The organism is Paenibacillus assamensis DSM 18201 (genome assembly GCF_000422445.1).
GTDB classification, from domain to species: domain Bacteria; phylum Bacillota; class Bacilli; order Paenibacillales; family Paenibacillaceae; genus Paenibacillus_B; species Paenibacillus_B assamensis.
On sequence record NZ_AULU01000012.1, the window covers coordinates 138,083 to 157,201 of the forward strand.

At 43.6% G+C, this 19,119-nt stretch carries 15 protein-coding genes; 7 read left to right on the forward strand and 8 right to left on the reverse strand.

Features of this window, described 5'->3' with window-relative positions; all coding sequences use genetic code 11:
- The first annotated feature begins 168 nt into the window (after window positions 1-168).
- Window positions 169-813: a ribonuclease H gene (rnhA, locus tag H580_RS0108930; protein WP_028594469.1), complete on the forward strand. Its 645-nt coding sequence runs from the start codon at window positions 169-171 to the stop codon at window positions 811-813.
- A gap of 58 nt (window positions 814-871) precedes the next feature.
- Here the strand turns inward: rnhA and H580_RS0108935 are convergent, their stop codons facing one another.
- Window positions 872-1,291, reverse strand: a complete 420-nt coding sequence (locus H580_RS0108935) for a CHRD domain-containing protein (protein ID WP_028594470.1) — start codon at window positions 1,289-1,291, stop codon at window positions 872-874.
- Window positions 1,292-1,640: 349 nt separating this feature from the next.
- Between H580_RS0108935 and H580_RS0108940 the strand changes: the two genes are divergently transcribed.
- The 4 genes from H580_RS0108940 (at window position 1,641) to H580_RS23810 (ending at window position 5,693) form a co-directional block, all read left to right on the forward strand.
- A complete protein-coding gene (locus tag H580_RS0108940; protein WP_028594471.1) occupies window positions 1,641-1,853 on the forward strand; it encodes a cold-shock protein in 213 nt (70 codons plus the stop codon).
- Between the two features lie 976 nt (window positions 1,854-2,829).
- A complete protein-coding gene (locus H580_RS0108945; protein ID WP_028594472.1) occupies window positions 2,830-3,540 on the forward strand; it encodes a hypothetical protein in 711 nt (236 codons plus the stop codon).
- Window positions 3,541-3,634: 94 nt separating this feature from the next.
- The gene (locus H580_RS0108950; RefSeq protein WP_028594473.1) at window positions 3,635-4,831 is read left to right on the forward strand and encodes a hypothetical protein; all 1,197 of its coding nucleotides are present in this window, start codon (window positions 3,635-3,637) and stop codon (window positions 4,829-4,831) included.
- A 76-nt stretch (window positions 4,832-4,907) separates the two neighbouring features.
- On the forward strand, window positions 4,908-5,693 hold the full coding sequence (locus H580_RS23810; protein ID WP_036604935.1) for a HalD/BesD family halogenase: 786 nt from the start codon (window positions 4,908-4,910) through the stop codon (window positions 5,691-5,693).
- A gap of 127 nt (window positions 5,694-5,820) precedes the next feature.
- Here H580_RS23810 and rluF read toward each other — a convergent pair whose 3' ends face one another.
- From rluF to H580_RS0108975, 4 genes are all read right to left on the reverse strand, one after another.
- Window positions 5,821-6,543 (reverse strand): 23S rRNA pseudouridine(2604) synthase RluF, encoded by a 723-nt coding sequence (rluF, locus tag H580_RS0108960; protein ID WP_028594474.1) that lies wholly within the window; start codon window positions 6,541-6,543, stop codon window positions 5,821-5,823.
- A 299-nt stretch (window positions 6,544-6,842) separates the two neighbouring features.
- Window positions 6,843-7,679: an alpha/beta fold hydrolase gene (locus H580_RS0108965; protein ID WP_028594475.1), complete on the reverse strand. Its 837-nt coding sequence runs from the start codon at window positions 7,677-7,679 to the stop codon at window positions 6,843-6,845.
- A gap of 72 nt (window positions 7,680-7,751) precedes the next feature.
- Window positions 7,752-10,439 carry a PAS domain S-box protein gene (locus H580_RS23815; RefSeq protein ID WP_051217354.1) on the reverse strand — a complete coding sequence of 896 codons (2,688 nt, stop codon included), beginning with the start codon at window positions 10,437-10,439 and terminating at the stop codon, window positions 7,752-7,754.
- A 225-nt stretch (window positions 10,440-10,664) separates the two neighbouring features.
- Window positions 10,665-11,669 (reverse strand): ketoacyl-ACP synthase III, encoded by a 1,005-nt coding sequence (locus H580_RS0108975; RefSeq protein WP_028594476.1) that lies wholly within the window; start codon window positions 11,667-11,669, stop codon window positions 10,665-10,667.
- 410 nt (window positions 11,670-12,079) lie between these two features.
- Between H580_RS0108975 and H580_RS0108980 the strand changes: the two genes are divergently transcribed.
- Complete coding sequence (locus H580_RS0108980) at window positions 12,080-12,844, forward strand: TrmB family transcriptional regulator (protein WP_028594477.1); 765 nt, start codon at window positions 12,080-12,082, stop codon at window positions 12,842-12,844.
- Between the two features lie 124 nt (window positions 12,845-12,968).
- Here H580_RS0108980 and H580_RS0108985 read toward each other — a convergent pair whose 3' ends face one another.
- Window positions 12,969-14,159 (reverse strand): MFS transporter, encoded by a 1,191-nt coding sequence (locus tag H580_RS0108985; protein WP_028594478.1) that lies wholly within the window; start codon window positions 14,157-14,159, stop codon window positions 12,969-12,971.
- A gap of 138 nt (window positions 14,160-14,297) precedes the next feature.
- Between H580_RS0108985 and H580_RS0108990 the strand changes: the two genes are divergently transcribed.
- Entirely contained in the window at window positions 14,298-14,798 is a 501-nt protein-coding gene (locus H580_RS0108990; RefSeq protein ID WP_028594479.1) for a GNAT family N-acetyltransferase, read from the forward strand.
- Window positions 14,799-14,960: 162 nt separating this feature from the next.
- On the opposite strand, the gene H580_RS23820 is transcribed toward H580_RS0108990, so the two are convergent.
- Both H580_RS23820 and H580_RS0109000 read right to left on the reverse strand, forming a co-directional pair.
- Complete coding sequence (locus tag H580_RS23820; protein WP_051217355.1) at window positions 14,961-17,858, reverse strand: GAP1-N2 domain-containing protein; 2,898 nt, start codon at window positions 17,856-17,858, stop codon at window positions 14,961-14,963.
- Entirely contained in the window at window positions 17,855-19,117 is a 1,263-nt protein-coding gene (locus H580_RS0109000; RefSeq protein ID WP_028594480.1) for a hypothetical protein, read from the reverse strand. Before H580_RS0109000 ends, H580_RS23820 begins: the two co-directional genes overlap by 4 nt.
- Between the last annotated feature and the right edge of the window lie 2 nt (window positions 19,118-19,119).

A 19,119-nucleotide genomic window follows, 5' to 3' on the forward strand; every position in this document is an offset into this window, starting at 1 on the left:
TCCTATCCGAATAAAGGAAATGTTGTGACAGTATATTCACATTCATAATAGAGGCTGTGTGTAGTTCAATTCCTTAGTGTTAAACAACTAAGTATGCATGGAGGTTTACGTGTGGTAAGGTAAGGCGATAAGAAGTAAGGAGTAATGTTTACGTAAAGGAGAATGAGTGTGGCTAAGCAGAAGTATTATGTCGTGTGGGTTGGGAACACACCTGGTATTTATACGAACTGGAATGAATGTCGAGTACAAGTTGAGGCATTTAAAGATGCCAAATATAAATCGTTTACGTCTAAAGAAGAAGCAGAACAAGCCTATAAAGATGGATGGGCTCGTCACTATGGGAAGAGTAGCAATCAGGCATCAGAGAAGAGGCGGTCTGCTTCATCTGTAATTCATACGACAGCCGAAATTGATTATAATAGTATCTCGGTAGACGTTGGCACGAAGGGCAATCCGGGCCCTATTGAATATAGGGGTGTAGATACGAAGACAGGGGCAGTTCTATTCGCTCACGGCCCCGTTCAGAACGGGACGAACAATTTGGGGGAATTTTTAGCAATTGTTCATTCATTGGCATACTTAAAGAAACAAGGCAGCAACAAGACGGTATACAGTGATTCTCAAACTGCTTTGAAGTGGGTGCGTGAGAAGAAGGTAGCTACGACACTGGAGCGGAATGAATCAACAAAGGAAGTGTGGACGTTGGTGGATCGAGCACTGCAATGGCTGCAAGCAAATAGCTATGAGAATAAGTTGCTGAAGTGGCAGACCCAACAGTGGGGTGAGATTAAAGCGGACTACGGTAGAAAATAAAATAGACACAAAAAAACACGGATAATTAGAAATCCGTGTTTTTTGTTGAAATAGCCATTTAGCGACGGAGTTGTCCGCGAATTTCTCCATTCGGATGCTTAACTGTGTGAACGTTAACGTAAGCATTGCCGCTTTTGATCTCAGCGATTAAATCCGCGATCGTTCTGCCAGCCAGAGGCCCGACTAGATCGTTGCTTGTTAATACACCTGTAACGAAGCCCTTTTTAACCGATATTGGATACTTGGTAGTGCCGAATAAAAATGCGACAACCGGTCCGTTAGCTCCTTTTCGTCCAAGATGAATGTGTGCATCACGCAATTTGGAAATGTTTCGAACGGCAAGACGGAACCTGATTTGTGTTCCACTGTTAATCACCTTAAGTACTGCAATTCCTGATGCTTTCGTTTTGACTGGTGGAACTTCGTTACGCCCTTTTAGGACGGCCTTGAACGCTTTCGAATGTTTTAAAGTACCGATGAGTACCCACTCCCTTTATGTGAAGTTGATTTAACTTATTCTGTAGGAAGCGGGAACGGCTGTGTTTCTGACTAGAGAAATGAAATAATTACCGAAAAGCTGTCATGTTTAACGAAGCATGTGCATATGATATCAGTAGTGGCCTCAATCTCATCGCTCCTGATCATGCAAAAGATTGGTTGCCATAAAGGGCGTTGGAAAAATTTTTTTCTACTGTGAAAGATTTGCGCTCAAATGTGTTATAATACAACTATCGAAGTTATTGCACGCTGAAGTAAGTGCCCCGAACATAGCGTTTGGGGCACTTATTGTATCGCATGTGAATCTTGAAAAGAAAGAGGGATGGTTCATGTATAATTCACGTAAGAAACCTCAAGATGACATTCCTGAAGAAATCACATCCATATGGGCTTGTACAAGTGAGGACTGTAAAGGTTGGATGAGAGATAATTTCGTCTTCTCATCTGAGCCAACGTGCGTTCAGTGCAACTCTCCAATGGTTAAGAGCGAAAGAAAGCTGGCCGTGCTGGTGAATACAAGTCCGAGTCAGTCAAAGAAATAAGATAGAAGGTTAGTTGGTACTGTCCTGTAGCGAGGTGATTGTTTGTGCAGTCAATTCCATGTGGGTTTGGTACCTAAAGTTTTTTTTAAAAATCACCCAGTAGGGTGGTTTTTTTCTTTATAGATAATAATCATAAGAGAATGAAAGTCTAGACATACTGTCTCTATATGCATGATGAAAAATGTTAAGAAGTGCTTGAACTTGATATCTAAAAGGAGTATATTGGAAATCAAAGGGTGTAACAGGATATAGAAAAGTATCCAGTAGTTTTATGAATGTTCTCATTTTGGATGTAATTCGCATCTAATTACCAATTGAAATGGTGAATGGAATTTGGATCATTTCTCAGCTAAGTAAAATGATAACCCTATCTCAATCCCTAATGTAACATCTTGCTGAAGGAGTTTTTTTGTAACTATTTATTGATGTATACATATGTATTTAATTAATAATATCATTCTTCGCATTTGATACTCCGATAACGCTTACTACCTTTTCGTTTTTTTAATGTTGGTACGACAACTACGTTCAATTGTAATTGCATCATAATATCTTCTCTTACTCCACTGCCTATGTCATTTGTATTAGAAACTAACCAGTTTTAATTTCGTGCTTCTATGGCTGCTATAATCTATAGTAATTCGGTACGCTTTCATCCAAATATTGATCATAAATACTAATTACAATTTTTATACCACTATGTACATAAATGCTTTTCAAACTAACAGTGGCGTCTCCTCTTCTGGTGGCGGTGGAGGAAGCTACTACCTAGATACGATTCGCAAAGGAACATTCTCCTATCAACTAGCGCATACGTATGCATTTCTTCATGGTCATATGGAGAACTACCACTCTTGTAGCACCATCGTAGAATCTGCAATGCAGACTTAGGCGTTTTTTATGGCAATATTGATTCAAAATGTAATAAAGATGATATCTAGCCATATCATAAATTCATTATGAAGGAGATTAGTAGATGAAAAAAATACTGTTCTTAACATTGTGTGCATTGATGTTAATAGCTGCTCCACTACAGGCAGCAGCTGGTTCTACGAATCAGCAATTGGATCAAATCGTGTCCTTGCATGGAAATGGTCTAACCAAAGAAGATTTGAAACAAAGTATTGTGGAGTTAACAAAGCACTCAGGTCTATCAGAACAGCAAATTACTACTCAAATTTTGAATGAACTCTTAAGTCAGCCGGAAGATGTTATTGCGTATGGTTCACCGGTTGATGGTGGAACTATTCAGTTGGATCCAAGTGCTAAAGGTAACTTGTTCTATCAGCCAGCTTCCTTTGCTGGCGTTGAGCATGGACATGTAGGTTTGTACTACACTCCTAGCACGATTGTTGAATCATCTAGCCCGAAATATGGTGTTATTCTTGCAGCGGTAGCCGATCGTAAAGTAAAGAGTGGCGCTCGCATTATGCAAGTAAACGTCACATCTACTGCACAAAACCATAGTGCAACAGAATGGGCAAAAGGAAAAGTGGGACTGGATTATGACATCCAATTTTTCCACAACCGTTTCTGTAACGTTAATTCCTTCAACTGTTCCCAGCTTGTATGGTGCGCTTTTAAAAGCGTAGCGAATATTGATCTCGATAAAAACGGCGGTTTGGGTGTATATCCAAAAGATATCCGTGACTCCAGCTTAGTTAAAACGCTTAAATTTTATAATTAATCCTTCCTATAGCTATATGTGTGAGTACAAGCAATGAAAGAGGTTCAGTAATTATGAACCTCTAAATCTACATTCTGGGAGACTGCTAATACAAATGATATTTCAAGCGAAACGAAGGTCTTTTCGGGTACGGCTTACTTTGTTGATTGCTATCATGCTGCTCATTGTGACGGCTTGTACAGACTCTGCTACGAATAAGGAGGTGGCTCCAGAAACAGTAAAGCTTAAAGATGATCCGCATGCTATTGTTTATTATTCTACCGACCTTCCGCATGAGCGAATAGGAGATGGCTTGAGTTATTTGTTTCTGATTGATAAGCAAGGAAAGTATACGAAGATTAAGAAGCGAGGCTTGGAGTTAAATTCAGTCATTCCGCTCGGGCAATCGTTACTGCTTAATCAGAAGGAGCAAATGCTGACTATTCAAGCTGATAACAATATTCAAACAACCCCATACAAAGAAGATTGCAAAGTGCCGGCAGGTTACGGGCAGTCATCAGGGAAATTAAATGGCGGAAAAACGTACTATTCCATTTTCAATGGAAGATTTAGTGACGACATGAAGTATTACATTTCTAAAGTACGTTGGGGAGACGAAACGAAGCATTACTGTAAAGACATTCGTGAATTTGTTGAAGCAACAGGAAATGATGGCAAGCATATTTATTATATTTCCTCTGATGTGGAGGATCCTTCTAAGAAGTTTTTCCATAAAGCTTCAATCCAAGGCGATCAGCTGAAGTTCGACAGTAAAACACTTCTAGAAAAAAGCACCGAGGAAGGCAGGTTTATGTTCACCAAGCTGATTGCTGTGGGTGATGACATGGTAGGTGTCTACGCTGATCTTATAGGCAATAAGGTTGAGCTGAATCTGATGCAAGTAGCGAAGGACAACAAGACTCCTTTTAAGAAGCATCCTTTACTTCAATACGATGGTTCTAACACTAAGTATTATTTCTTCAATAAGGAAAGTATTTACCTCAAAGATGGACAGGTCTATTTCGTTGATGGATATGGGGACGTGTACACCTACAACTTAGAAACGAAAAAGCTAAATAAAAAATTCCACCTCAATGATTATCAACGTGATGAAAAACTCCAGGATGAAATCGTCTATTTCCATAATGATCATTTGTATTTCTATCACTTCCATGAGAAGAGCAAATCCCATCAGATTGAAACGTACAATTTGGAAGGCAAAGTAGTAAATACTTTGAAATTACCCGATTTGAAAAAAGAAATAGGAAGGGATTCTGTTTATTTATATGATTTCAAAATTTTACACCACTAAGTCTAAGTGTATCTAATGGCAAGAACCATTACATTATTTAACTTGTATCGACTATAAAACGGAGTGAGGGATTAATATGAACTTTCAAGAACAATTTGATGCAGAAGTTATACAGCACCTTAATAGCTTGCCGGATACGCTAAACGAACAGCTTCGTCACGATTTTTCAATGAATGATATGGTCGTATTCGAGGCGATGTTGCCGGAATCATTACGGATCAAAATGGAAGATGAGGCGTTATCGATCCTTCACCACTATGGTGTGCGGAGGGATCTCGTTATTAAAGAAACAGGAAATACGCCGCGCAATTTTAATAGTGTAGGCCGAGATGCGATTGCTCAGCATGGTCAGTATATTCCGGCTTTCTTTGCTTCGGAGCCGATTAAGCAATATCTCGCATCTATTAATAATAATCAAGCTATACTTCCAGTACCGTATCAACCTGAAGAATATATTATTAATAGTCAACAAGCGACAGGTGATACACATGGCTGGCATTGGGACGACTACACGTTCGCGCTTATCTGGATTGTCGAAGCACCGAGGCCAGAAGAGGGGGCTTTAATCGAATATATTCCTCACACGGAGTGGGATCAAACGGATAAAAAAAATTGTGTGCAAAAGATATTGGATACACATACGGTAAATTCCAAGTATATCCCGCAAGGGAAATGCTACTTTATGAAGGCGAATACAACTTTGCATAGGATAAGTCCATTGGTAGGATCATCTAGACGCACCGTTATCGTATTCACATATGCGACGGAAGAAGATATGACCAAAGATATTTCTCATGAAACCATGGAACAAATTTGGGCGCAAGAAATTAAACAGAATGATCCTCAGCCTATTGGTAACTAGAGAGAACGGTTAGGTTGGCAAAATAGAAGTAGACGACTTTTAGGCTCAATGATGAGTGTGAAAGTCGTCTTTTTTTACATTCATGTTTGCTTTCTGCTCAAAAAAGTAAGTTCTTCAGTCTCTCCTCTTAGGCCCTTCCTTTTTTACCGTCTCGGCTCACATGCCCAGTCAGCTTCATAATTTCAGCAAGTTCTTTATCAGTCAAATCACGCCATTGTCCTTTTTTCAGGCTGCCCAGATGAACGTTCATAATACGGATGCGTTTCAGCTTCACGACCTTAAAGCCGAACACTTCGCACATGCGGCGAATTTGGCGATTCAATCCTTGCGTCAGCACAATATTGAACATACGCTCACCAATTTGGGTCACTTGGCAAGGCTTTGTTTTTGTACCTAGAATTCGAACGCCACGGGACATGCCGTCCACGAATGTTTGATTAATAGGCTTATCCACGGTTACGATGTATTCCTTATCGTGATCGTTCTCTGCTCGTAAAATTTTGTTGACGATATCCCCGTCATTCGTAAGCAAGATCAACCCTTCAGAATCTTTATCAAGACGTCCAATCGGGAAAATGCGCTCTTTGTGATTTACGAAGTCAACGATATTGCCTTGGACATGATGCTCGGTTGTGCTCGTAATTCCTACAGGTTTATTCAAAGCGATGTATACGGTTTTTCTTTTATTTCCGATTGGCTTGCCATCTACACGAACATCATCGCCGTCTTCTACTGTGCTCCCTAATTCGGCTACCTTGCCGTTAATCGTAACACGCTTGGCATCTACCCACTTGTCAGCTTCGCGTCTGGAGCAGATGCCTGTCTCACTAATAAATTTATTAATTCTCATCGGTAATCCCTTTCTATGTCGCGGCGAATTCGTATTTGCTCCTAACGTCATATCGAATTCCCTTTATATACAGGTTTGAGTAACGATCATAACTTCAACATGCTCTATTATACTATATTTCTTGCTCGCGGGACGGTTATACATTTGAGCCTTTATTAGGCAAGTTGTGCGAGTGGACATACACATTTTCACGATCTGAGATGGCATGCTGCACATAAAAAACCTTCACTCCATATTGATGGGGAAGGTTCAGTATGTTTATTTAACAATTTAAATCGAGCGCTGGTGTAAGCAACCCTTTACTCCTCTTTCTCACCTGTAAAATACTTTAGGCTATCGAGAAACGACAGTAGCTCTTTGTTGAACTTCTCGCGTTCATCGTAGAAACTGCCATGCCCGGATTGTACAAATGGGACAAGATGTGATCCCTCTATACCTTCATTCATGACAGTAGCCAGTGAAAACGGGGTGATTTTGTCCTGCTTGCCGTGGAAAATAGCAGTCGGGACATAAATCTTGCTGAGATCGTCTCGCAGATCCTCATCTCGTAGCGACTTTAACGTTTCATAGGTTGCATGAGAGTCAGCTTCTAGCCCGAGCATTTGGAACCAATTGCGGAAGCTGTCGCTGATCGGCTGGGCAAAAAAGATATTTCCGAAGTCGCTCAGTAGTTGCGGGCGGTCTTTATCCACTTGCTCCAGCAGATCATCAATTTCAGCTTTAGGGAGCCCATGAGGGAAGTCAGGCCTTTGGGTAAAGGCGGGAGCAGCAGCACCTGCTAGTACAAGCTGTGATACTCTTTTCCCTGCATGGCGCGCCATATAACGAATTGCTATGGCGCCTCCCATAGAGAATCCAATGAGCCTTACATTGTTCAATTGGAGGCTTTCCAACACTTCATGAATATCATCCGCCATCCGATCATAGGAATAGCCATGCCATGGTCGATCAGACTTGCCGAATCCTCGCAAATCAATACCTATTGTCCGATAGCCGTGCTTAGGCAACTGCGAAGTTTGGTACTCGAACATATGGTGATTGACAGGCCATCCATGGATAAAGACGACTGGAGTGCCGGCGCCAACATCCTCTACATATACATTTACATCTTTTTCAACGGTTACGTAATATCCCATCGTGAATCACTCCTTTGTTTTGTTACATGCATGATGTTTTCAACTTATAAGAAAAAAGGATTGTAATAGGTTTTATCTCAAGTTGAGCCATTCTTCCGATTCGACTGCGGCACAAGGCAAGGAAAACGTGAAGGTCGAGCCAGCACCAACCTCGCTGGATACGGTAATCATACCGCCCATTAACTCTACAAGTTTTTTGCAAATGGCAAGCCCAAGTCCTGTTCCGCCATATTTGCGATTAATGGCAGGGTGTAGCTGGGTGAAGGATTGGAACAGCAAATGCTGCTTGTCCATATCGATGCCAATCCCTGTATCCTGAACGGAGCAAATAAGCAGCATGTCACGATCATCCGCGCCTCTCGCTATTTCGATGGTAATGCCAATGCTTCCTGATTCAGTGAACTTGATTGCATTGCTCGTCAGGTTGAGAAGCACTTGCTTAATCCGTGAAGCGTCTCCTAAGAACAACGGGAGATCGCTATCGATGGAATACGTTAAGCCAAGTTGCTTCTCTGCCGCTCTTGCACGGAATAAGTTCATAATCGTATCAATGATCGATTGCATGTGTACCGGCTCATGATGAAGATCCATCTTGCCGGCTTCAATTTTGCTGAAATCAAGGATCTCGTTAAGCAGGTGGAGCAGGGTGTCGCTGCTCTGTTTTACGATTTCGGTATACATGTGCTGTTCTTCTGTTAACTGGGTATCACTTAGTAAATGAATCATACCGATAATGCCGTTCATCGGGGTGCGCAGTTCATGACTGACAACCGCTAAAAATTCAGATTTGGCACGATCCGCTTGTTCAGCAGCCTCCTTCGCCTTAAGGAGCTCTTTCGCATTCGTAACATCGTGAAATGTCACGACAGCCCCTTTGCGTTCACCTTTGTCATAGATCGGTGTAACTTGATAACTGGCTAGGAAGCTGGTGCCATCTTTGCGCCAGAAGACCGCTTCATTTGCATCTAGTGATATTCCTTGGTGGAGCGCTAATTCGATCGGCGTCCCATGAACAGGATAATAGCAGTTATCCTGACCTATTTGCTCGATCCAGCCAAGATGATTGCTTCCGCACCACTCCTCTTGGGTGAAGCCAAGCATGGCTGCGCCAGAAGGGTTAATAAACATGGAGCGACCATCCAGATCGAGTCCAAATATGCCTTCCGTTACGGAGTTGAGAATTAGAGCATGCTCATTGCTCAACTTCTCTATTTGCTCGATATAACGCATTCTTTCAGTAATATCTGTCGTAATACCGTACACGCCGACAATTCGATCATCCAAAATAATCGGAACATTAATAACATCGACATCAATTCGATGACCGTCACGATGCTTAAGCCCAATCTGATACATTTGCGGCAGTCCTTGTTTGGCGAGATTAAAGTGATACGATGTTTTTGCTAAATCTTCCGGGTCAACGAGCGGTCCAAAATGACACTCGATTAGTTCCTGCTGCGTATACCCTGTCAGCATTTCTTGACCATAATTCGCGCTTAACAAATTGCCTTCCAAGTCAAGTGAAGCAACACCTGACGGATTGTATTCAAATAAGGACTTATACTCTTGGAGTTGCAGGTCTAATCGCTTGCGTTCCGTAATATCACGTGAAATGGCGATTAGTTCTTGTACTTGTCCATGCTCATCATACATACATTGACTGGTCGTCTCGAACCACATATACGAACCATCATGACGACGGAAGCGGAAAGAAACGGGTTCAGATTCTTTTCCTTGCCCAATGTCCGATAAATAGTTGCGGAACGAATCTGCATCTTGGGGATGAACATAGCTTGTCCCTGTGGTGCCTATCATCTCTTCTGGCTCATAGCCTAGCATGCGCCGACAGATTGGCGAAGCATACAGAAAAGTCGCATCGTTATCAGGTGCATGACGGGAAATAAAGTCGAGCGCATATTCAGATATGCGTCGATAGTTCTTCTCGCTTTCCTGCAGCCGTTTCTCTGTTCGTACCCGTGCTGTAATATCTTGAACCATCCCGATGAGTTGAATCGGTTTGCCGTTCCCATCCTTGAGTATTTCCCATTGCGCATGAACGGTCTTCGTGACTTGTCCGGGAAGGTTGATGCGATGGACAACATCACCTGATTTGCCGTGAACAATTGCTTCATGAATACAATGTTCGATATTGGCATAATCGTCAGGATGGACGAACTGCGAGAAAGGAATTTCATTGAAATAAGTTGATTGAAGCATATGATCAAAAATAAGCCGAGCTTCCTGAGAAAAGTGCAGGCGATCATTGGTCAAATCCCAGTACCAGGAGCCCATATTGGCAATGCGAAAGGCTTGGGACATAGACTGGTACAAGCATTCGTCATCTGTATATATTGGTTTCGCAGATTCCAGGTTCATTTTTCGGGCACTGATATCAACGGCTTCTTGAACCAGATACATAGGAACTTCCGATTCGGGATTAGTAAAGATCGAAACCGTAATAGCTGCCCATACTTCATGCCCATCCTTATGCAGGTAGCGCTTTTGAAACGTATATTTTTCTTTTGGAGAGGTTCGAATCTGAGCTAATATAGATTCCACCTCGCATCGGTCTTGATCATCAGGATGCGTTAGCGTTTTGTCTGTTACACTCATCAGTTCAGTTGGCGTATAGCCAAGCATATTACTGTATGCAGGATTGATGCTGATCCATGTCCCATCGGTAGGAGACAAGAGCGCGAGACCGTTCGAAGCTTGATTAACCATATAAGCAAATACTGTACTGTCCATTTGACCTGTCATGATTGGGCTGCCTCACTTTGAAAGTTGAATAGGTATAGACTTCTCATTTACGTGAATAGGGGTCCGTCCGATTGGTTCATTTCATGAAAATGAAGTCGATACGTATTACTTAACCCATTTACTTGATTTGTATCAGCAGAAGCAAAATAGATAAATAAGAACAAGTAGAAGAAAGGATCGCCTATGAAGCATCTATACTCCATAAACGATCCTGCTACAACGTCTTTATGTTGTCTCCGGGTCAAGATTCCATTGAATGAGGAGTCCAGCATACGTTAACCCGCCACCGAACCCGAACAGAATGAGATGGTCCCCATTTTGCAGTTTACCCTGTTCAAGCCCAACTTGAATAGCAAGTGGAATCGAAGCCGTAGAGGTATTTCCGTAATATTCAATGCTTGATAGAAAGCGCTCGATCGGAACATCGATGCGCTCGCTGATCGACTCTAAAATGCGTTGGTTGGCGCTATGTGGGACAATCCAGTTAATCTTTTCTAAAGAAAAATCGGCTTGTTGAACAAGCGCTTGAATGCCCTCTGATACGGTTGTCGTTGCCCAGCGGTACACTTCTCGTCCATTTTGCCACATTTTATTCGGGCTATTCATGGGCTGTCCGTCGATCGTCTGAGACAAGCCTGATAAATATACATGCTTACCACCTTCACCTTTTGTTCCTTGAACCGCGCTAATGAAGCTAGGATGTTGGGCATCGCGCTCTACAAGGGCAGCACCAGCTCCGTCTCCAAATAAAATGCAAGTCGTACGGTCTGTATAATCTGTAATCTTGGTTAGTGTTTCTGCTCCAATGACGAGCACTTTGTTGTGAAGTCCTGATGTAATTAAAGAGTTAGCTAAGTGAAGACCATAAGCGAATCCCGCACAAACTGCATTAATATCTAATGTGCCGCAGCGCGAAATGCCAAAGTGAGCTTGCACACGAGCGGCTACACTTGGAAAGCCATAGTCAGGTGTTATCGTACATACGAGAATAAAGTCAACGTCATCCACTTGCTTTTGAAATCGATCGATCAGATTTTGAACCGCGCGAATGCTCAGGTCGCTCGTATATTGATGCTCATTAGACTTTCGTCTCTCCACAATTCCCGTTCGTTGTACAATCCATTCATGTGAAGTGTCGACCAGTTGCTCCATGTCAGTATTCGTTAGTCTTTGCTCAGGAACATAATAGCCTAGAGAAGTGATTCTAGCCTGAGATAAGAGTTTCGTCATATTTCTACTTCCTTTCCCTGCCCATTCAGAATGGAATGGTTTATCTATTGTAGAAAAAAAGCTTGCGTGTAGGTTAAATTCATGATTTTTTTCTTGTTCGCTATTCGAGAAATATCATAACCTTTATATGGAATATTGGGCAAGCAGATAGACGTGAGTGTATACTACGATTATTTTCGTTTACTTAATATAACTTAATATAAAAGAAGCAAATATTCATTGTTTAAAATGGGTTGACCTTTACGCAGCGTCAATGTGTAGGATGAAAACATCACTAGTGAGCAGCGAATTACAATTAGGCGTTAGCAGCAGCGGGTGGCTCACAAGCGCATCTATTTGCATCTATTCGTACTTTCGGTAAGATAAAGGGATAGAACATGCAGTCATATGCAGACATTTAAGGAGGTACTATGCTGCACCGATTCGGTTATTCCCAATATGAAAGTAAAGTGTACGAGACGTTAGCTACGAGCGAGCAAGCGATGGATGCAACGTCCATTGTGAAGTATTCCGGTGTACCAAAGGCAAAAATATATGAAGTACTAAGCCGTTTAGCAGAAAAAGGGATCATACTTGATGCAATCTCAGGTAAGAAGCGTACGTATGCTGCACTTCCGATTCAAGTCGTTATAGATAAGCTGACTCGTGAATTTGAGCAGGATATTACGCAGCTTAAAGCAAGTGTCGTACGTCGCAATTATGGTGATGATCAAGTATGGACCCTGAAGTCTCAAAGCTCGATCGCTGCTTATTGTAAAGAAATGATTGCTGGGGCACAGCAGTCGATCGTCGTGTCGATGTGGGCGGATGAGTTTGCAGGTTATGCGAGTAACTTTGAGCAAAAAGAGCAAGAAGGGGTTCAAGTCGAGGCGTTGGTCATTGGTACTGATTCTGTAGATATCGAGTTATCTAAGCTGCATTTTCTTACACCTGCAGAGGGAACGGCCCATATGGAACGGTTTACTCTAGTCGTAATTGACGGCAAGCAGGTATTGTTTGCAGGCATGGAGGATGGCAGCTGGCAGGCAATACGGACTCAGGCACAGCCGTTTGTGAAGTTCTTTACGGAGTTCTTCTATCATGATGTAGCTCTTGCGAAAATATCACTCAAATATGTAGACGAGCTATTGCAGGATGATGAAATGCGCTCGCTGCTCATGCGCCTGCGCTATTAATTAGAATCGTAGTGATCGGTACTTACGGTGCAGAGTGAATGGAAATATGGTTTTGGTAAATGAAAAACAGGTCCTGCTATTCGTATAAATTGATGTGAATAGGGGACCTGTTTTTATTATCAATCTACACTTTAGCTGCAAGCTCCGTCGTCGCCAACGGCTGCTTACCTGCACGTGAACGGCGGCTAAGTGAGAATAATGCGCTTGCTAGTCCAAGCATGGCGATGCCTCCGCCGATCCAAGGGTTCATTGCGACAGATGCGTTATTAATCGCGATCCCTCCAATAAAGGAACCACAAGCAATACCAAGGTGCATGATGGACGTATTCAAGCTGAGCTGAATGTCCGCTGTTTCAGGCGCCGATTGCATCAAGTACGTTTGCTGTGCTGGTGAGATGGCCCAACTCAGTGCACTCCATACCATAACGACCGCCAAGAAGACGTAGAAGGAAACCTGTGCAGCCAATGGCAATACAAACATAGACACAGCGAAGCTTGGTACGATAATCAGAAGTGCTTTGTGTGTACCTATACGATCTGCAATCCATCCGCCGATGCCGCCGCCAGATACGGCTGCGATGCCGAACAAGAAGTAGATAATACTCATCGTGCTTGCACTAACGTTAAAGTTCGATTGTACATAAGGTGCGAAGTAAGCATACAGCGTTAGATGACCCGTTAACAGCAGGAATGAAATCAATTGACCGCTGACAATTTTGCTGTCCTTTAACGAAGCAAGCTGCTTGCGCAGCGGAATAATCGGATTCGGCGCTGTCTTTTCCATCAGCAACTGTATACAAATCATCGCGATTGCGCTTAGTGCAGCAATGAAGAAGAATGGAGCTCGCCATCCGTAAGCATTGCCTAATACCATGCCAAGCGGGACACCTAGTACAAGTGATCCACTAATCCCCATAAAGATGGTGCCGATTGCACGTGCCTTATGGGAAGGTGGGACAAGTTGAGAGGCCATCATAATCGACAGTACGATGATGATCGATCCACTCATGGCGGAAAGGGCACGAGCTGCAAGAATAATATTGTAGCTGGAGCTCATGGCAACGATTAGATTGGCGATCATGAACACGAATAGGGAGATCACATATAGCTTCTTCCTGTCCATTTTCGCCGTGACATTCATTAATATAGGGGCAGATACAGCAAAGGCTACTGAGAATACCGTTATAAAATGACCAGCTGCACTAACGGATACGTTCAAGTCAGCTGCGATCAGTTCAAGAATACCACCGACGATGAGCTCCACTGTGCCGACAACAAAAGCTGCAATAGCTAAAATATATACGCGAAACGGCAAAACGACACATCCTTATCTTTAAAAGTTACTACTATTATAGTAACCTTTTTGGAATGGATCAATGTTTTATTTTAAATTGTGAGGAATACGAGCGGCATGATAATTATAGGTACAGTATGATGAGGAGGATAAACGACTATGATCACTAGGTTACATACTTCACCGGAGGTGAAGTTAGCATTTTATCGATCCGAGCATTTAGCTTCATTGCAGCAGTTTAAGCTGCCTAAGGAGCAGGAGAAATTCACGGCATTGCCAGTAGATATGTTGGAAGTAGTGACGGAAGGACAATATCTTGTCGTCATTGAGCATGCCTCAGATGCAGTTGGTTTTTTTATGCTGCATGCGACGAAGCGAGTGATGCAATATACTGACAATCCACACGCGATGCTGCTAACCGCACTATCGATCGATCATGCTCAGCAAGGAAGAGGGTTTGCGAAGCGGGGAATGAAGCAATTAAGTGCGTTTGTACAAGAACATTTTCCAACCTGCAATGAGATTGTTTTAGCTGTCAATTATCGAAATACGGCCGCACAACAGCTTTATTTAAATGTGGGGTTTGAGGATAGCGGGAGGAGAAAGGAAGGTCCACTAGGAGAGCAGTGGATTATGAGTTATTTGATTATTAGGGAATGAATAGACATATGACACACAAAAAAGGCTGCCATTGTATGAACGTTTCGGTTCGTTAGATACTTCTAACGATTTGGATGTGTTCATAAACATGGCAGCCTTTTCGTTTGCGACTATATAGATTGCAACTAGCTTGGCCTAGCAATGCCGCTTTGCTTCATTAATTTACTCATCAGTGGGCTGCTTTGGTTCAGCAAGCGTGTATGTCTGCTCACCGATACGAATACGTGTACCAGCTTGCAAATCCCTCTTCTCTGCAAGTGGAAGCTTCACTTGATAGGGTGCTGCATCACAAGAAGCTGTCGGTGTCCTGATGGACAACGATTGCTCTTGAGCTTGCTCGTTGACAGGCAATATACTTGCGCTGGCAGGCTTAGATTGCTCTAGCACTTTGCAAGGTTCGGTGGTATCAAATTCGAATACAAGCTGTGTTGTATCGTTACTCGTAGCTGTACTCGATTCGCTTGAATTGCTACTCGTATCGTCCTTTACCTGTTCCGCATACACGGCAGAAAGACCTGGTATATCAGACGGTTCAGTTGTATGAGCTGAATCCGTTGGAGTCGCCGGATCGCCTGTATTGGGGTCCGCGGGTTCTGCCACAGCTCCGAGAGCAGAATCTGTTGTTGCAGTTGGAGCTTCAGTAGTTCCAAGCACACCACCAGCATACAGCGCTACAGCCGTACCGACTACAACCACAGCTGTACCGACCGAGAACAAGACAACATTTTTTCGGTTGCTAAACAGTCTAGCCAAAGGCGATGACAATTCATAGCGTGCTTTTTCATATACAGGTTCTAATGCTGGTCCAGCTTGTTCAAAATATTGCTTCCGATATTGGCGAGACTTAAACGCATCGCGATCATGACGTTTAAAGTAAGTAATAATTGCTGCCGCATAGTTCGGATGGAGCTTGCGAGCTCTTATAAAGCTTGGGTGCGTTTCAGACCAATTAAAGAACTGGTATAACGTCTCCCGATCTTTTGCATGTGTATGAATAAACTGCAGCATCGTTCCATACTCCACAACGCCCTCATCGGTATCCTGACAAAATGCCAATACGAGTTTATCGAATTGTCCGTTTTGTAGATCTTGCTGAAGCCAGCGCTGTCCAAGCTTTTGAACATGGTCAAGTTCAGAAGGGGACAAGTTATCAAATATCGTTGCGTCTGGCTTGGTAAACGAGAACCACTGATACGCTGCCAACATCACAGCAGCCTTAGCGCGTATACGTTGGTCGTAGCGAGTGACCCAGGCGCGGAACTCAGCGGCTTCCTCTAGGAAGCCTACTTGCAACAACTGCTGCTTGGTTACCTGATCCAAGTCCAGCTCTGTGAGCAGGAATTGGTTTGCAGCATACAGCAGCTGTAGCAACAATGGACTGCTGCCTTCCTGTTCGTGCTGCTCTGTTTGCGACGGTTTAGTCGACGCAGCATGAACTTGCAGCATTTGCTCTAGTTGGTGGATTTGTTCTAACACACTGTTCACAGCTGTAACGAGATCTGGAGCGTGACGAAGTTTATCCTCCAAATGATAGTGAGCCATCTCGCTATAAGCAGGCAAGCTTAGCAGTTGATAATGTCGTAACGTCCAATCGTGCAAGATCTGCACGGCTTCCTCCGCTGAACTCGTCTGCTGAAGTTTATGATGAAGAAATGGCATAAATAAGCTTCCTGCCAATCCTCCGTTCAGCACTTTATCAAATAAAGGCTTGCTTATCTCATTACTGCGCTCAATCAACGCATAGATAGCATTCGCTTCTTGCGTACGTTGAGCTGCCAAGGCATGATTAAGGGCGCTAATTAAGAAGCCGATAAATGCTTCACGTATAGAAGTTCCATTTCGCTGGTCGTATTCTTTAAACCGCTCCACAACAGCAAGTTCTGGAACATGACGCTGCTTAACGGCCTCGTATTCGCGCTGAAATAGCTGCACAAATAGGTTGTTGAGCTGCTGTTTCTTCTGTAGAGCTCCTTCAGGTGCCAAATAGTCCAGTAGCGTCTGCAGCACAGGGATTCGATTCTGCTCATAAAGTGAATGTTTGCCTTCTTCGATTTGGAACAAGACCGCCAATTCATGATAGCTTGCTAATGACATTCTGCGTGCTGGCCCCATGTCGGCGAGCATATGCTCCGCATAGGTGTAGAAGCTTGCAGCGCGCTCTACGCGATCAAGATTTCGCCAAGCGAAGTCAACATACGGCTGCTGCGCGAGATCGGCTTCTACGTTCGTAACGCGCTGAGCTGCTAGATCAAACGTATAGTCCTTTTCAATTGCACGATCTCCTGGACGCAGGCTGCCCTTTTCTACGAACATCACATGAATGCCTTTTTTGCTCTGCGGTTCTTTCGCATAGGATAGGAAGCCAAGCTGTGCACGGAAAGCATACGGCATACTTGCATATAAAATGCCCAGCAGCTTCCTAGCAATAGCCGAAGTCTGGCTAATGGGCACGTCCAATGCGATATAGACCTTTTTCTTGTTCGCAATAGCTGACATTACCGCAAACAGCATCTGCTTGAACATGGTTTCGTCTATCCCCAGTTTAGCCAATACAGAGCGCATGGCGGCAGGGCTTGCGATGTTCCATTCCTCTTGCACTTCTGCGGCGCTCGCAGTTGGCAACTCAGCAAGTTCAGGCAGCTCGGAACCATTTTCAAATTGATAACCGCGAACGAATGTTGCATTCAACCAAGATACATAGTCGGTTACAAGTTGTTGCGAGCGCTCCGCAGGAATGACATAGTTATGTGTAAAAAAAGCACTGCGCAGACCTGTAAAGTCCGCGGCTTGATAGACGCTGCAACCAAGCACAATCTGACCGCCCTCCGTATGGACCAGATGGACAGCTTCAGGATATTGCGATTCATCCTTTTCCCCGACATTGCTTAATTGAGCGGGTGCATCGTACATACAGAACGGATGCAGAATCTTTTTAATAAAAGCAGGGTCTAGACCATTGGAACGGGCAATCGTATCATAGCCTTCCGTCGATCGGAAAATGCCGCTCCGCTCACGAGTGTACATTTGCTGCTGAATCAACGGGGGAGTGGACCGATTCAATGTTCTTCTCTCCCCTCAATATAGTTGAGCTTGTGCAGCAGCCAGACGAACGGCTCATCGACCCGAATTGGGTTGACGACGCCTTGCAGCTTCTGATTGACCGGGTTGCTGCCTAGTGCAGATACGGCGAAATAGGACGTGTTCGTAAAGTAAACGTCCATCGTGCCTTTGAATGGGCGATCTACTTTTTCAATAAAGCGACGTACTTCGCCATCGATATTCGCTTGCTCTGTCAAATTAAGATATTTACGATGAACCATGTTGTTGAAAATATTGCTGTTTGGCTTCAAATAGTCATCGCCTTCATCCGCCAGGGTATGGAGCATATCGCTCTTTGTTAGTACAACAGCCGTTGGGATATCGGTCTTCGTATTTTGCTCATACGCAATAAAGTCGCCGAACATCGTTAGTACAACATCTCGCGGCTCATCATATTGAGATACCCATTCACCAGGGTTGTCGCCAATGTTGATACGAATCTTCTCGCGAATCGAACGAATTTGCAGCGGATCGACCATAAATAAAATGCCCGCTGAGTTTTTGATGTGCTGACCGTGCAGACCAAGATAATCTTGATCAACCATACCTTCTCCTGCAACATCGAAGAACACCAGCGTTAGCGGCGGTTTCGTTTCATCTTTGAATACGAATTGGAAAATGAACGGCTCCTGCATCTTCTCTTTTTGAGTCGACGCAAGCAGATCTCCACGCTCGAATAACGGCTCTTCGTACATCGTACGGAACTTACGGCTAATTTCCGCATTGAGCGGCATACAAGCGGCATCAAAATGATCGGCCGTTCGGTGCTGCAATGTATGGATGAGCGATGTCATATACACGGACTTACCAACTTGGGAAGCACCGATAATAGAAATAATATTGCTAGGCACTTTGCCCGCCGTAATCGGCAATTCATTGTGACACGTCGGACAAAGCCTGCGGCGAGTCGTAACTCCATAACGATCGTTGAGCCCCAATAGGACGTGATCGGAATAAATATGATGCTCCTCTGGAATATCACGTGGATACAGGATTGCCTCCATGTCGTAGACGGAATCAAGGCCGAATCGCTCCCTGTATTTATTCAACGGTTCATCTTCCCGAAGGGCATAATCTTCATCGTCTTCGCGATGGTGAGTCGCACGGAATACAACCTCATCAGGTGTGAATTTGCTGAAGCAGTAGGGACATACAATATCGTAAAAAAGCGGCTTAGGCGCAGCTTGCGGTTTCTTTTTGAAAAGATCAAAAATACCCATGT